The sequence below is a fragment of the Qipengyuania sp. HL-TH1 genome, assembly GCF_036365825.1.
Taxonomy (GTDB): Bacteria; Pseudomonadota; Alphaproteobacteria; order Sphingomonadales; family Sphingomonadaceae; genus Qipengyuania; species Qipengyuania profunda.
On sequence record NZ_CP142675.1, the window covers coordinates 841,837 to 854,850 of the forward strand.

General features: G+C 62.9%; 12 protein-coding genes and 1 tRNA gene. All 13 read left to right on the forward strand.

Annotated features, from left to right (window positions below; genetic code table 11):
- The first annotated feature begins 177 nt into the window (after positions 1–177).
- The 13 genes from VWN43_RS04740 (at position 178) to VWN43_RS04800 (ending at position 12,925) form a co-directional block, all read left to right on the forward strand.
- Positions 178–1,035: a cupin-like domain-containing protein gene (locus VWN43_RS04740; RefSeq protein WP_320180462.1), complete on the forward strand. Its 858-nt coding sequence runs from the start codon at positions 178–180 to the stop codon at positions 1,033–1,035.
- Between the two features lie 120 nt (positions 1,036–1,155).
- Positions 1,156–2,943, forward strand: coding sequence for an aspartate--tRNA ligase (gene aspS, locus VWN43_RS04745; RefSeq protein WP_320180461.1), 1,788 nt, complete (start codon positions 1,156–1,158; stop codon positions 2,941–2,943).
- Positions 2,944–3,008: 65 nt separating this feature from the next.
- Positions 3,009–3,995 (forward strand): tetratricopeptide repeat protein, encoded by a 987-nt coding sequence (locus VWN43_RS04750; RefSeq protein ID WP_320180460.1) that lies wholly within the window; start codon positions 3,009–3,011, stop codon positions 3,993–3,995.
- 129 nt (positions 3,996–4,124) lie between these two features.
- Positions 4,125–4,361: an acyl carrier protein gene (locus VWN43_RS04755; RefSeq protein ID WP_006834437.1), complete on the forward strand. Its 237-nt coding sequence runs from the start codon at positions 4,125–4,127 to the stop codon at positions 4,359–4,361.
- A 94-nt stretch (positions 4,362–4,455) separates the two neighbouring features.
- Positions 4,456–5,715 (forward strand): beta-ketoacyl-ACP synthase II, encoded by a 1,260-nt coding sequence (fabF, locus tag VWN43_RS04760; RefSeq protein WP_253516681.1) that lies wholly within the window; start codon positions 4,456–4,458, stop codon positions 5,713–5,715.
- Between the two features lies 1 nt (position 5,716).
- The gene (gene mltG, locus VWN43_RS04765) at positions 5,717–6,688 is read left to right on the forward strand and encodes an endolytic transglycosylase MltG (protein ID WP_320180459.1); all 972 of its coding nucleotides are present in this window, start codon (positions 5,717–5,719) and stop codon (positions 6,686–6,688) included.
- On the forward strand, positions 6,685–7,215 hold the full coding sequence (locus VWN43_RS04770; protein WP_320180458.1) for a 2'-5' RNA ligase family protein: 531 nt from the start codon (positions 6,685–6,687) through the stop codon (positions 7,213–7,215). The genes mltG and VWN43_RS04770 overlap by 4 nt, the downstream gene beginning before the upstream one ends.
- A gap of 27 nt (positions 7,216–7,242) precedes the next feature.
- Positions 7,243–7,938 carry a Crp/Fnr family transcriptional regulator gene (locus tag VWN43_RS04775; RefSeq protein ID WP_320180457.1) on the forward strand — a complete coding sequence of 232 codons (696 nt, stop codon included), beginning with the start codon at positions 7,243–7,245 and terminating at the stop codon, positions 7,936–7,938.
- Positions 7,939–8,006: 68 nt separating this feature from the next.
- Positions 8,007–8,083 (forward strand) — tRNA-Met (locus tag VWN43_RS04780).
- A gap of 550 nt (positions 8,084–8,633) precedes the next feature.
- On the forward strand, positions 8,634–9,443 hold the full coding sequence (locus VWN43_RS04785; RefSeq protein WP_320180456.1) for an alpha/beta fold hydrolase: 810 nt from the start codon (positions 8,634–8,636) through the stop codon (positions 9,441–9,443).
- Between the two features lie 121 nt (positions 9,444–9,564).
- Positions 9,565–10,545, forward strand: coding sequence for a sensor histidine kinase (locus VWN43_RS04790; RefSeq protein WP_320180455.1), 981 nt, complete (start codon positions 9,565–9,567; stop codon positions 10,543–10,545).
- Positions 10,546–10,900: 355 nt separating this feature from the next.
- Positions 10,901–12,280, forward strand: coding sequence for an NAD-dependent succinate-semialdehyde dehydrogenase (locus VWN43_RS04795; RefSeq protein WP_320180454.1), 1,380 nt, complete (start codon positions 10,901–10,903; stop codon positions 12,278–12,280).
- 45 nt (positions 12,281–12,325) lie between these two features.
- Positions 12,326–12,925, forward strand: a complete 600-nt coding sequence (locus VWN43_RS04800) for an SDR family oxidoreductase (RefSeq protein WP_320180453.1) — start codon at positions 12,326–12,328, stop codon at positions 12,923–12,925.
- The last annotated feature ends 89 nt before the right edge of the window (positions 12,926–13,014 follow it).

The following is a 13,014-nucleotide window of genomic DNA, read 5'->3' on the forward strand; positions in this document are numbered from 1 at the left end:
GCCCCCGGGCCGGGGCCCATCGAGTTGCGGGCTTGTCCCGCAGGTTCAGGCTAGCGCGTCTGGCGTGGCCCGCAATCGTTCGGCGGCAACTATGCACCGTCGCGATGCGCGCCGCTTTAGACCTGCCGCAAGTCCGGTCAAGCTGGTCTTAACGCTTGGGGTGCCATGGTGCCCCCCATGTCCCGCATGGAATTCCAGCATGCTTTCGATGCAGTCGCAGCCACGCCCGGCTTCGACCGCGCACCGCTGTGGGGGGCCTATCCCGAAGCCGCGCACCTGCTTTCGCACCGGCTCGACGTCGAACCGTGCTTCGACTGGTCGCGGCTGGCCGATACCATCGCGGCGGCCGATCGCGCGCTGATCGAGATACGCGAGGATACGCCGCAGCAGCGCTTCCGCGTGCTGCCCGAGTATCCGGCGGACCTGCGGCCCATGGTGCCCGGCCTCGAGGGCGCGAAGCGCTGGATCATGCTGCGCGAGCTGGACAGATGGCCCGATTTCGCGCCGCTCGTCGCCGATATCCTGCAGGCCGTGGCGCCGGTGGTCGAGCCGCGTACCGGGGCGATCGTCAAACCCACCGCGTTCCTGTTCATCAGCTCGCCGGGGCTCGTCACCCCGCTGCATTTCGATCCGGAATACAATATCCTGTTCCAGATCTCCGGCCGCAAACGGTTCACGATCCTGCCGCCATCCTGCGGCCTGCCGTCCCGGTCGGACAATGAACGCTTCCACCGCAGCGGCGACAATCTGCTCGAATGGCGACCCGAACTGGCGGCGCAGGGCTGGCCCTTCGACCTTGCCCCGGGCGATGCGCTCCACGTTCCCTTCAAGGCCCCGCACACGGTCACGGTCGGGACCGAGCCGTCGATCTCGCTCTCGGTGACCTGGCGTTCGCACAGCAGCCTGATGCAGGACGATGCCTGGGCGATGAACGGCCTGCTCGCGCGCTGCGGGGTGAGGGCGCCCGAGCCGGGGGTGCGCCCGTGGGTGCGAGCCGGCACGCTGCGCGCCTTGCGCCGCGCGCGACTCGCCTAGCGCGGACCCAGAGAAATCTTGACAAAACGGCCCTTGGTGGCTGTTAGGGGCGCGCTCTCGTGCGGCGCCCGGATGCGCGCGCGGTTCCAACCAATCTCCGGCAGAAAGATCGAGCTTTAGATGCACGCCTATCGTACCCATACCTGCGCCGCGCTGACCAAGGACAATGTCGGCGATACCGTTCGCCTGTCGGGCTGGGTGCATAAGAAGCGCGATCATGGCGGTGTGCTGTTCGTCGATCTGCGCGACCATTACGGCATCACCCAGATCGTCGCCGACGAAGACAGCGAGGCGCTGCCGGTCCTCGACAAGCTCAAGCTGGAATCGGTCGTCACCATCGATGGCGTGGTCAAGGCGCGCGCCGATGCCGCGGTGAACCCGAACCTGCCGACCGGCGGGATCGAGGTCTTTGCCCGCGCGGTCACCGTCCAGAGCCGCGCGGACGATCTTCCGCTGATCGTCAACTCGGCCGAGGACTATCCGGAAGAGACGCGTCTGAAGTACCGCTTCGTCGACCTGCGGCGCGAGCGCGTGCATGCCAACATCATGCTGCGCAACAAGGTCATCACCTCGCTGCGCCGCCGGATGACCGACCAGGGTTTCAGCGAGTTCCAGACGCCGATCCTGGGAGCTTCCAGCCCCGAAGGCGCGCGCGACTACCTCGTACCCAGCCGCCTGCACCCGGGCCGCTTTTACGCGCTCCCGCAGGCGCCGCAGATGTTCAAGCAGCTGCTGATGGTCGCCGGCTTCGACCGCTATTTCCAGATCGCGCCGTGTTTCCGCGATGAAGACCTGCGCGCCGATCGCAGCCCCGAGTTCTACCAGCTCGACTTCGAAATGAGCTTCGTCACGCAGGAAGACGTTTTCCAGGCGATCGAACCCGTGCTGGCGGGCGTGTTCGAGGAATTCTCGGGCGGCAAGAGCGTGACCCCCGCGGGCGAATTCCCGCGCATCCCCTATGCCGAAGCGATGCTCAAATACGGCAGCGACAAGCCCGACCTGCGCAACCCGCTGATCATCTCGGACGTGACCGAACACTTCGAAACCTCCGGCTTCGGCCTGTTCGAGAAGATCGTCGGCGGTGGCGGCCGCGTGCGGGTGATCCCCGCACCGAACACGCATGAGAAGAGCCGCAAGTTCTTCGACGAGATGAACGACTGGGCGCGCCGCGAAGGTTTCGCGGGCCTTGGCTATGTCACCCGCAAGGGCGGCGAATTCGGCGGTCCGATCGCCAAGAACCACGGCACCGAAGGCATGGAAAAGCTCTATGCCGAGCTGGGGCTGGGCGAGAACGATGGCCTGTTCTTTGCCGCGGGCAAGGAAAAGGACGCCGCCAAGCTGGCTGGCGCCGCGCGCACCCGCGTGGCCGAGGAACTCGGCCTGATCGAGGAAGGCTGCTTCAAATTCTGCTGGATCGTCGATTTCCCGATGTTCGAATATGACGAAGAACAGAAGAAAATCGATTTCAGCCACAACCCCTTCTCGATGCCGCAGGGCGAGATGGAAGCGCTGGAAACCAAGGACCCGCTCGATATCCTCGCGTGGCAGTACGACATCGTCTGCAATGGCTACGAGCTGTCCTCGGGCGCAATCCGGAACCACCGCCCCGACATCATGTACAAGGCGTTCGAACTGGCCGGTTACAGCCAGGCCGATGTCGACGAGAACTTCAGCGGCATGATCGAGGCGTTCAAGCTGGGTGCCCCGCCGCATGGCGGTTCGGCCCCGGGGATCGACCGCATCGTGATGCTGCTAGCCGACGAGCCGAACATTCGCGAAGTGATTGCCTTCCCGCTCAACCAGAAGGCGCAGGACCTGATGATGGGCGCGCCCAATCTCGTCAGCCCGCGCCAGCTGCGCGACGTGCATGTCCGGACCGTGGAAGCGCCGAAGCCTGACAATAGCTGACCGATTTGTTCATGACAGCGTCACCGCGCTGACCTAGACCTTCCCTCGGAGAAACGGGGGATGGAATGCGGACATATTCACTGTTGGCGATGGCGGGATTGGCACTGGCCAGCCCGGATATCGCGCTGGCCGAGGTGCTGACCGTCGAAGGTGTCTACCCGGCGCGCACGGCCGGTGCGGTCGAGGTCGAGGAAATCACGGTCGAACGCTTCGGCGGCGATGTCGGCGAACAGCTCGCCATTGCGATCACCGACCGGTTGGAGGATGTCCGGCTGGATTCGCAGCCCTATTTCACGATCAAGTCGGCGACGGGCGGCGGTAACACCTACCATATCTACGGTGCGGCTGGTGGGGCGCCCGAGGAGGCCTTCAGCGGTCCGGTAGGAGCCACGCTGCGGGGCACCGCAAGCGGCGAGGTTTCGGAAGTCCGCGACGGGTCGGAGAAGCGCACCCGCTGCGTGCGCCGCGACGATAACAAGAAATGCATCGAGGAAACGGTCGATGTGTTCCGCTGTCGCAAGATGACCGTTCGCTTCTCTCCTTCGCTGCGACTCATCGCGCGTGAAGGCGGGACGCTCTACGCGGCGGACGACGACCTGGTGCAATCGCAGCGCTATTGCGCGAACGACAAGTCCGAGCCTTCGCCCGCGCGCATGATGGATTCGATGGTGGACGAGTTTGCCCAGCGCGTACGCTATGACCTTGCTCCCGAATTCAGGCGCGCGGATGTGCGCATCATGGAAAGCCGCAAGGGCCTGGCGAACGCCGATTCCAGCGCTTTCAGGGAGACGGTCCGGCTGACCAAGTCCGATCAGGCGGCGGCCTGCGTCCAGTTCGAAGCGATGCTGCCCTCCTATCCCGATCATGCGTCGCTCCTGTTCAATGCAGGCTTGTGCGCCGAACGCGATGGCCGGCTGGAAGAAGCGGCGGATCTGTATCAGCGCACGCGGATGACGGCCGACGGGCGGGCCTATGCGCAAGCCGGTCTCGACCGCGTGGCGAGCCGGATGCGCGCCGAACGCCAGCTCGACCGCCGCTATCCGCCGGGATAAGCTGGGCGCGGTTGGCGTTTGGTAGGGAAATCGCTTTATTATGCTGCTGTCGCGAGCCCCTTGCGCTTGCCAGCGGCGTTCATTAGGGCGACAGGCAATTCACAAACCCCCAATCTGAGAGGGACACAAATGAGCGATACTGCCGACCGCGTGCAGAAAATTGTCGTCGAGCACCTCGGCGTCGAGGCCGACAAGGTCACCCAGGAAGCCAGCTTCATCGACGATCTCGGTGCGGACAGTCTCGACATCGTCGAGCTGGTCATGGCCTTCGAAGAGGAATTCGGCGTCGAAATCCCCGACGATGCGGCTGAGAAGATCACCACCGTCGGCGACGCGACCAAGTATATCGAAGAGCACAAGGGCTAAGCCTCGCGCTTTTCGAATCCCGCACTATATGCGGGACCGGACAGGCCCGACCCCATAGCGGGCCGGGCCTGTTGTCTTATCTGCGGAGAATTACATGCGTCGTGTGGTCGTAACCGGACTTGGCCTCGTCACCCCCCTGGGCGGTGACGTGGAGACTTCATGGAAGAACCTGATCGCGGGCAAGAGCGGAGCCGCGCAAATCACGCGCTTCGACACCGAGGGGCAGAAATGCACCATCGCCTGCGAGGTGAAGCCCAAGGACCACGAGTTCGGCTTCGACCCCGACAAGCGCGTCGACCACAAGGTCCAGCGGCAGGTCGATCCGTTCATCATCTATGGCATTGATGCCGCGGGCCAGGCGCTGGAAGACGCCGGCCTCGACGAGATGGACGACGAACTCAAGCTGCGCACCGGCGTCTCGATCGGCTCGGGCATCGGCGGGCTGCCGGGAATCGAGAAGGAAAGCATCGTGCTGCACGAGCGCGGCCCCGGCCGCGTGTCGCCGCACTTCGTCCATGGGCGGCTGATCAATCTCATCTCGGGCCAGGTCTCGATCAAATACGGGCTGATGGGCCCCAACCACGCGGTGGTGACGGCCTGTTCGACCGGGGCGCATTCGATCGGCGATGCCGCGCGGATGATCGCGCTCGACGATGCCGACGTCATGCTGGCGGGCGGCGCCGAAGGCACCATCAACCCGCTCGGCGTGGCCGGTTTCGCGCAGGCGCGCGCGCTCAACATGAGCATGAACGACCGCCCCACCGAAGCCAGCCGCCCCTATGACAAGGACCGCGACGGTTTCGTCATGGGCGAGGGCGCGGGCGTGGTGGTGCTCGAGGAATACGAACACGCCAAGGCACGCGGCGCGAAGATCTATGCCGAAGTGGTCGGTTATGGCCTGTCGGGCGATGCCTATCACGTCACGGCGCCGCACCCCGAAGGCAAGGGCGCCGAACTGGCCATGCGCATGGCGCTCAAGAAGGCGGGCCTGACCGCTGCGGATATCGATTACGTCAACGCGCATGGCACATCGACCATGGCCGACACGATCGAGCTGGGCGCGGTCAAGCGCGTGTTGGGCGACGATTTGGGCGGTGCATCGATGAGCAGCACCAAATCGGCCATCGGGCACCTTCTGGGCGGCGCCGGTGCGGTCGAGGCGATCTTCTGCATCCTCGCGATCCGCGACCAGATCGTCCCGCCCACACTCAATCTCGACAATCCCGACGAGGGCACCGAAGGTGTCGACCTGGTCCCCAAGCAGGCCAAGCAGCGCGAAGTGAAGGCGGTGCTCAACAACAGCTTCGGGTTCGGCGGCACCAATGCATCGCTGATCCTCAAACAGGTCGATTGACGTGAAAAAGGCCGGGTGCCTCCTCGCAGGCGTCCTCGCGCTGGTTCTCGCCATCGGGGCGATCTGGTTCCTGTCGGGCTGGTGGGGCACCGCCGAGATCGACGAGGACACCAACTTCATCGTTCCGTCGGGGGCCAGCCTGACTTCGGTCGCCGACAAGCTCGGTGACGAAGGGCTGATCGCCAATCCCGAAGGCTTCCTGCTGCGCGCCAAGCTGTTCGGTTCGTCGGATCCGATCATGGCGGGCGAATTTCTGCTGCCCGCCGGGGTGAGCAATGCGCAGATCCTCGACACCTTCCAGCATGGCGAGGTGATCCGGCGCTTCGTGACCATTCCCGAAGGCCTGCCCTCGGTACTGGTCCACGAACGGCTGATGGCGGAAGATCACCTGACCGGCGAAATCCCGGTGCCGGTCGAAGGCTCGGTGCTGCCCGATACCTATGACTTCGAGCGCGGCGAGGCGCGCAGCGCGGTGCTCGCGCGGATGCAGGCGGCCATGCAGAACTATCTCGCCGAAGCCTGGCCCAAGCGCGCGCCCGACATCGCGGTCGACAATGTGAAGGACGCAGTAATCCTCGCCTCGATCGTCGAGAAGGAAACCGGGGTCGCGCGCGAGCGCAGGATGGTCGCCGGGCTCTATTCCAACCGCGTGAAGGACGGCATGCTGCTGCAGGCCGACCCGACGATCATCTACCCGCTCACCAAGGGCAAGCCGCTGGGGCGGCGCATCCGCCAGTCCGAAATCGCCGCGATCAACGATTACAATACCTATACGATGGTCGGCCTGCCCAAGGGGCCGATCACCAATCCCGGGCGCGAAGCGATCGCGGCGGTGCTGAACCCCGCGGAAACGAGCGCGCGCTACATGGTTGCCGATGGCACCGGGGGGCATGCCTTTGCGGAGACGCTGGAAGAGCATAACCGCAACGTCGCCGAATGGTTCGAGATCCGCCGCCGCCGCGGGGAAATGTGAGCGCGGCGGACGCCGCCCCGCTGATCGTCACCGCGCAATTGCCGCGCGACCTGCACGCCCGTTACACGGCGCTGCGAACCGAGCATTTCCCGCCCGAGCGCAACTATCTCGACGCGCATGTCACGCTGTTCCACGCGCTTCCGGCCATGTGCGAGGCGGAGGCCTGTACCCATCTCAAACGCCTTGCGGGCGAATTCGCGCCGGTTGCGGGGCAGGTCGAGGGGTTGATGTCGCTCGGCGGCGGCACTGCGATCAAGCTGTCCAGCCCCGACATGCTCGCGCTGCGCGACATGATCGCCGAGCATTTTCGCGGCATGCTGACGCAGCAGGACCAGCATCGCCCGCGCTTGCACGTCACGATCCAGAACAAGGTCACCGCCAAGGAGGCCAAGGCGCTGCAAGCGGCGCTGGCGGGCACGATCGAACCCCGCCCCTTCGCCTTTCGCGGCCTTGCGCTCTTTCGCTATCGCGGCGGGCCGTGGGAAGCGGTAAAGGAATTTGCATTCAGGGGCCGGAGCGCGGCATAAGAGCCGTGCTTTACGAGGGGACGGGGGATGGCTGAAATCGCCACTATCTTGGCTTATGCTGCGGCGTTGCTGGCGGTCGCGGCGATGGCAGCGACCACGATCAGGCAGCTGCGCTATGCGATGTTTGTCGCCGGGCTTGCAGCGCTGGCGCATTTCGCGCTGACCGACCAGCTTGGCTGGGCAATCATCGCCGCGGTCTTTTTGATCATCAACGGGATGCAGATATCGGTGCTGCGCCGCCGTGCGCGGCGCGGCGCGATGCTGGAAGAGGAAACCAGCCTGTTCCAGCGCCTGCTCGGTATCGAGGATGCCGGCCGCCAGCAGCGCCTGCGCGATCTGATGGAATGGCGCGATGTCGACGCGGGCGCGGTGCTGATGAACCAGCACCAGCCCGACCCGCCGCTGATCTATGTGGCGCGCGGCGCGGCGCGGGTGGAGTGCGACGGCAAGGTCGTGGGCACCTGCGGCCCGGAGGAGTTTCTCGGCGAGATGAGTCTGGTGTCGGGCCAGACCGCCTCGGCCACGGTGGTGGTGACCGAACGCACCCGCGTGGCGACTTTCGACCGCGATGCGCTGGCGCATTATGCGCGCGCCGTGCCCGAGGTCGATACCGCGCTGACGCATGCGCTCAACCGTGGGCTGGCAGCCAAGGTCCGGCGCATGAACGAGGCGGCATCGCAAGCATCCGCAGAAAACGCGGACGAGGCGCATTTGCGCGGTTGACCGCAATCGCGGACCGCCCTAAATGCGCCGCCTGCCGAGGGGGCTATCGCCCCGGCATGCCTCTATGGGGCGGAGTAGCTCAGGTGGTTAGAGCAGCGGAATCATAATCCGCGTGTCGGGGGTTCAAGTCCCTCCTCCGCTACCAAATTTGGTAAAGCGCTAGCTCTACAGTTGAAGCTTATTGCCAGATTCTGGCCCTTTGGTATGGGCGCACTGAAGCCGGTGATGTAAGAGCATACATCGCCCTAAACCGTTGCGCAGTGCTGGAAACTTCAGGTAGTGACGAGTGGAAAGTTGCCTGCCAGGCGATTGGTTCTGAAAGTTGCAATGCCTATTCAACAAACCATACTCAGCCTATTTTGTGGGTGTGGCGGCTTGGATCTCGGTTTCGAAAACGCCGGATACAAAGCCGAATTGCTCACCGACTTTCTAGAGGAGGGGAAACGAAGGATTGGGTCCTAGAGTTCAATCTTCATCAACGTAGACGCGTCTACCAACCGTTTCCGTTGGAATCATAATCTGCGGCTCCGCTATTCCACACTCACGTTCTTCGTGATCCCGAGAAGAATGTGGCCCTTGAGATTGGGGAGAGGCGGGGTTGGGGGCCATCTTGCAAAAAACCGGAGCACATGCTCTCGCCAACCCATCGGATCATCGCAATTTGCAAATTCTGTAACGAGTTCTAGAACCCGAGCATGGGGGATGATCTCGTTCTGACTCGAAACAATGTGTCGGTGCGCGGCAACGAGGGACGAGCGCTAGTTTTTGCTCACGGCTTCGGTTGTGATCAACACATGTGGAAGGACGTTGCGCACCAATTCGAGGCAGACTTTCAGGTTGTGCTTTTCGACCATGTCGGTGCGGGGGAGTCCGACTTATCAGCCTATGATCCAGCCAAATACTCGTCGCTAGACGGTTATGCGTCCGACTTGGTTGAAATTGGAAATGCGCTCGGCCTTCAGAATGCTGTGATCATTGGGCACTCTGTCAGCGCAATGATCGGCGCTCTCGCTTCGATCAGGCGACCGGATCAGTTTGGCGAGATCGTGATGGTCGGCCCATCGCCCCGTTACATCGACGACGACGATTATTTGGGAGGCTTCTCTAAGGCGCAGCTCGAGGAGCTGCTAAGCTTTCTAGATGAGAACCACCTCGGATGGTCAGCCGCAATGGCACCCCAGATTATGGGTAACGGCGATAGACCGGAACTGGGCGAGCGGCTCACGAAATCGTTTTGCGCGACCGACCCGGACATCGCTCGCGAATTCGCAAGGGTGACATTCTACGGAGATAACCGGAAGGATCTGCCGGACGTCACCGCGCGAACGCTGGTTCTTCAGTGCCAGCAGGACATCATCGCTCCAGAAAAGGTCGGGCAATATGTTCATGCTAACTTGCCGAACAGCGAATACAGGTTGCTTAGAGCGACCGGGCACTGCCCAAATCTCAGTGCGCCAGACGAGGTGATCAACGCGATCCGTGACTTCCTCAAATCTTCCAACTGAGAATCTAGTCGAGCTTTATGATGAGGCTCCGTGCGGGTATCTCTCCGTCACTCCGGACGCGCGGATTGCGAAGTTGAATCAAACTTTGGCCGACTGGTTAAACTGTTCGCCGGACGACTTAATGGGTAAGCAGGTCCATAAGATCCTGTCGTTCGGCGGCAAGATCGCTTTCGAGACCCATCTCGCACCGATGCTGCGGCTGCAAGGCGAAGCCCATGAGATCGCGTTCGACCTGCAAGTCGGTGACGCTGACAAGATTCCCGTTATCGGGAATGCCAAGGAAAAGCGGGGACTAAACGGGGAGCACCTCTTCACCCGGCTCACGCTGTTCAAAGCGACCGAACGCCTGAAATTCGAGCGCTCGTTGGTTGAGGCTAGGGCCAGGGCTGAAGAGCGGTTTAAGAATGAACACGCGCAACTTGAGCTGCGGGATCAATTCATAGCCGTTCTCGGTCATGATCTGCGCAATCCGCTCGCGGCCATAGCGGCCGGAACGTGGATATTGGAGCGACACGCAGAGGGGGATGAACGCACATCGACCGTAATAAGGGAGATGAGGGGAAGCCTCGCGCGCGCTAATGGCCTGATCGACGACGTGCTCGATTTCGCCAGGGGCCGATTGGGGACGGGGATCCCGCTCGACTATTCAAACAAAGATAGTCTAGCGGATGTTTTGCGTCATGTTGTCCAAGAGATAACGGCTGTTGCTGTGGATGTAGAAATTGACTGCGCACTTGCTGATTTGGAAGCGGTCGATTGCGATACGCACCGGATCGGACAGCTAGTTTCTAACCTGCTATCTAATGCAGTCAGGTATGGAGACCTATCCAAACCAATTTTACTGGAAGCGGGTGTCGAAGGCGATGAGTTCCATCTTGCGGTTGTTAATCAGGGCGAACCGATCCCTGAAGCGGCTCGCGAGAAGCTTTTCATGCCCTTCCAGCGCGGGGAGGTTTCCAATCGCGAGAAGGGTTTGGGCCTCGGCCTTTTCATCGTGAGGGAAATCGCCCAGGCTCATGGTGGCGAAATGCAGGTGTTGTCCGACCGCTCTGAAACGCGGTTCCAGCTATCAATGCCGCGAACTTTGACACCTTCTACGTAGACGCGTCTACCAGCCGCTTCCGTTGGAATCATAATCCGCGTGTCGGGGGTTCAAGTCCCTCCTCCGCTACCAATTCAATTGGCATAGCTATGTGCAGCAGCGGCAGCTTTCGGCTGCTGCGCACGACCCATCTTAGCAACTCCCGCTCCCCAATCGACGCCTGTCGTGGGCCTGTCCGGCCCCTTGCGCCAAACCACCCTGCCTGACGCACGTTCGAGCGCGTGAACGCGTTTGTTGCGGGTGCGAACGGAACGGGGGGTGGTCGCTCCCGTTGTCTTGCTGAACCTTGCGGCGTGCAGCTGCGCCGGTCCCGGGCGGATCGGCGAGCGCTCCCCCCACAGCGAGAAAGCGAAACATGACCCAGATACAGACCCGCAACCCCGCCACCGGCGAGCCGCTCGAAACCTATGAGACCATGAGCGAGAGCGAGGTGTTCGCCAAGATCGAAGCGGCGCATGCCGCGTTTCTCGACTGGCGCACCAAATCGCATGACGAGCGTGCGCCCTATCTACGCAAGATCGCCGAGGTCCTGCGGGCCAATGCCGACCGCTTTGCCGAACTGATGACGCGCGAAATGGGCAAGCTGATCAAGGACGGGAAGACCGAGGTCGAGATCTGCGCGCGTATTTTCGAATATACTGCGGACCATGGGCCGAAGGAACTGGCCGACCAAGAACGCCAGCACAGCGGCGGGCGCAAGCGCGGGATCGTGACCTTCTCGCCGATCGGGGTGATCTACAGCGTGCAGCCGTGGAACTTCCCCGTTTACCAGCCGGTGCGCGTGCTCGCCGCCAATTTGATGGCGGGCAATGCGGTGATCCTCAAACATGCATCGATCTGCACCGGTAGCGGGTTGCTGCTGCGCGATCTGTGCCTTGAAGCCGGCCTGCCCAAGGATTTGTTCGAGGTCATCCTCGTCGGGCACGATCTGTCCGACAAGGTCATCGAACACAAGCTGATCCGCGCGGTGACCATGACCGGCAGCGACGGCGCGGGCAGCCATATCGGCGAGCTTGCCTCGAAGAACCTCAAGAAGACCGTCCTCGAGCTGGGGTCCAACGACGCCTATCTCGTGCTCGAGGACGCCGATATCGACCTCGCGGTCGAAACCTGCGCGCAGGGGCGGCTCTATAACAATGGTGAGACCTGCGTGTCCGCCAAGCGCTTTGTAGTGACCGAGGCGGTCTATGACGATTTCGTTGCCGCCTTCGTCGCGCGCATGCAGCGTGCAAAGATGGGCGATCCGACCGCCGAGGATACCGAGCTTGGTCCGGTGTCGAGCCAGGAGCAGTTCGACACGCTGGTCGAGCAGGTCGGCAAGAGCGTGGAGCAGGGCGCGACGCTGCTGTGCGGCGGCGATCCGGAGGAGGGCGAGGGCTATTACTACCCCGCCACCGTGCTCGCCGACTGCAAGCCCGGCATGCCCGCCTATGACGACGAACTGTTCGGCCCGGTGGCCTCGATCATCCGCGCGAAGGATGACGAGGATGCAATGCGGATCGCCAACGACAGCCGTTATGGCCTGGGCGGGGGCATCTTCACCAGGGACGAAGACAAGGCGATCCGGCTGGCGCGCGATCATTTCGATACCGGCATGGTGCGGATCAACTCCTTCGGCGCCGCGGACCCCAACATGCCCTTCGGCGGCGTCAAGGATTCGGGTTACGGCCGCGAACATGGCGGCTTCGGCATGAAGGAATTCGTCAACGCCAAGGCGATCTTCCTGCCTTCCTAAAACCCCGGTCGACAGCGACCCATCAACCCAATTCGGAGAATATCCATGCAAGTCCTCGTCGCCGGTTCGACCGGCAATACCGGCCTCAGGCTCGTGCGCGAATTGCACGACCGGGGCCTCGATACCGTCGCCATGGTGCGCGCCAGTTCGGATACCTCGGGCCTGCCCGAGGGGGTGGAGCAGCGCGAGGCCGATCTGACCGATCTGGCCGATGACGTGACCAAGGGATGCGACGTGGTCGTGTTCGCTGCGGGCTCGGGTGGAGACACGCCGGCGGAGATGACCGACAAGGTCGACCGCGACGGCGCCAAGCGGCTCATCGACCTGTCGGTGGCCAATGGCGTGCGCCGCTTCGTGATGCTCAGCAGCGTCGGGGCGGACAATCCGGATCCGGACAGCGAACTCGCGCACTACCTCCAAGCCAAGCATGAGGCCGACGAGCATCTCAAGGCGACCGATCTCGAATATGCGATCCTGCGCCCGGTATCGTTGACCGATGCGGACGGCACCGGCGAGGTCCGTCTGGGCGAGAATGTCGATCCCAAGGGCGAAGCTGCGCGCGGCGATGTCGCGAAGCTGCTGGCCGATGCGGTCGAGGCGCCCGAATGGGTCGGCAAGGTGCTGACAATGGAAAGCGTCGGCTGACTGTGATTGCGAGCGTGTTAGGGAGGGGCGGAATACAGCCTCCCCGACACGCTCTCCCGCTTCCCTCCAGGTGTGATCGAACACGCAAA

Coding starts and splice junctions, on each gene's coding strand:
- VWN43_RS04790 (WP_320180455.1), top strand. CDS start 9,565: ATGGGTAAGCAGGTCCATAAGATCCTGTCGTTCGGCGGCAAGATCGCT.
- VWN43_RS04800 (WP_320180453.1), top strand. CDS start 12,326: ATGCAAGTCCTCGTCGCCGGTTCGACCGGCAATACCGGCCTCAGGCTC.
- VWN43_RS04795 (WP_320180454.1), top strand. CDS start 10,901: ATGACCCAGATACAGACCCGCAACCCCGCCACCGGCGAGCCGCTCGAA.
- VWN43_RS04775 (WP_320180457.1), top strand. CDS start 7,243: ATGGCTGAAATCGCCACTATCTTGGCTTATGCTGCGGCGTTGCTGGCG.
- VWN43_RS04755 (WP_006834437.1), top strand. CDS start 4,125: ATGAGCGATACTGCCGACCGCGTGCAGAAAATTGTCGTCGAGCACCTC.
- VWN43_RS04740 (WP_320180462.1), top strand. CDS start 178: ATGTCCCGCATGGAATTCCAGCATGCTTTCGATGCAGTCGCAGCCACG.
- VWN43_RS04750 (WP_320180460.1), top strand. CDS start 3,009: ATGCGGACATATTCACTGTTGGCGATGGCGGGATTGGCACTGGCCAGC.
- VWN43_RS04785 (WP_320180456.1), top strand. CDS start 8,634: ATGGGGGATGATCTCGTTCTGACTCGAAACAATGTGTCGGTGCGCGGC.
- aspS (WP_320180461.1), top strand. CDS start 1,156: ATGCACGCCTATCGTACCCATACCTGCGCCGCGCTGACCAAGGACAAT.
- fabF (WP_253516681.1), top strand. CDS start 4,456: ATGCGTCGTGTGGTCGTAACCGGACTTGGCCTCGTCACCCCCCTGGGC.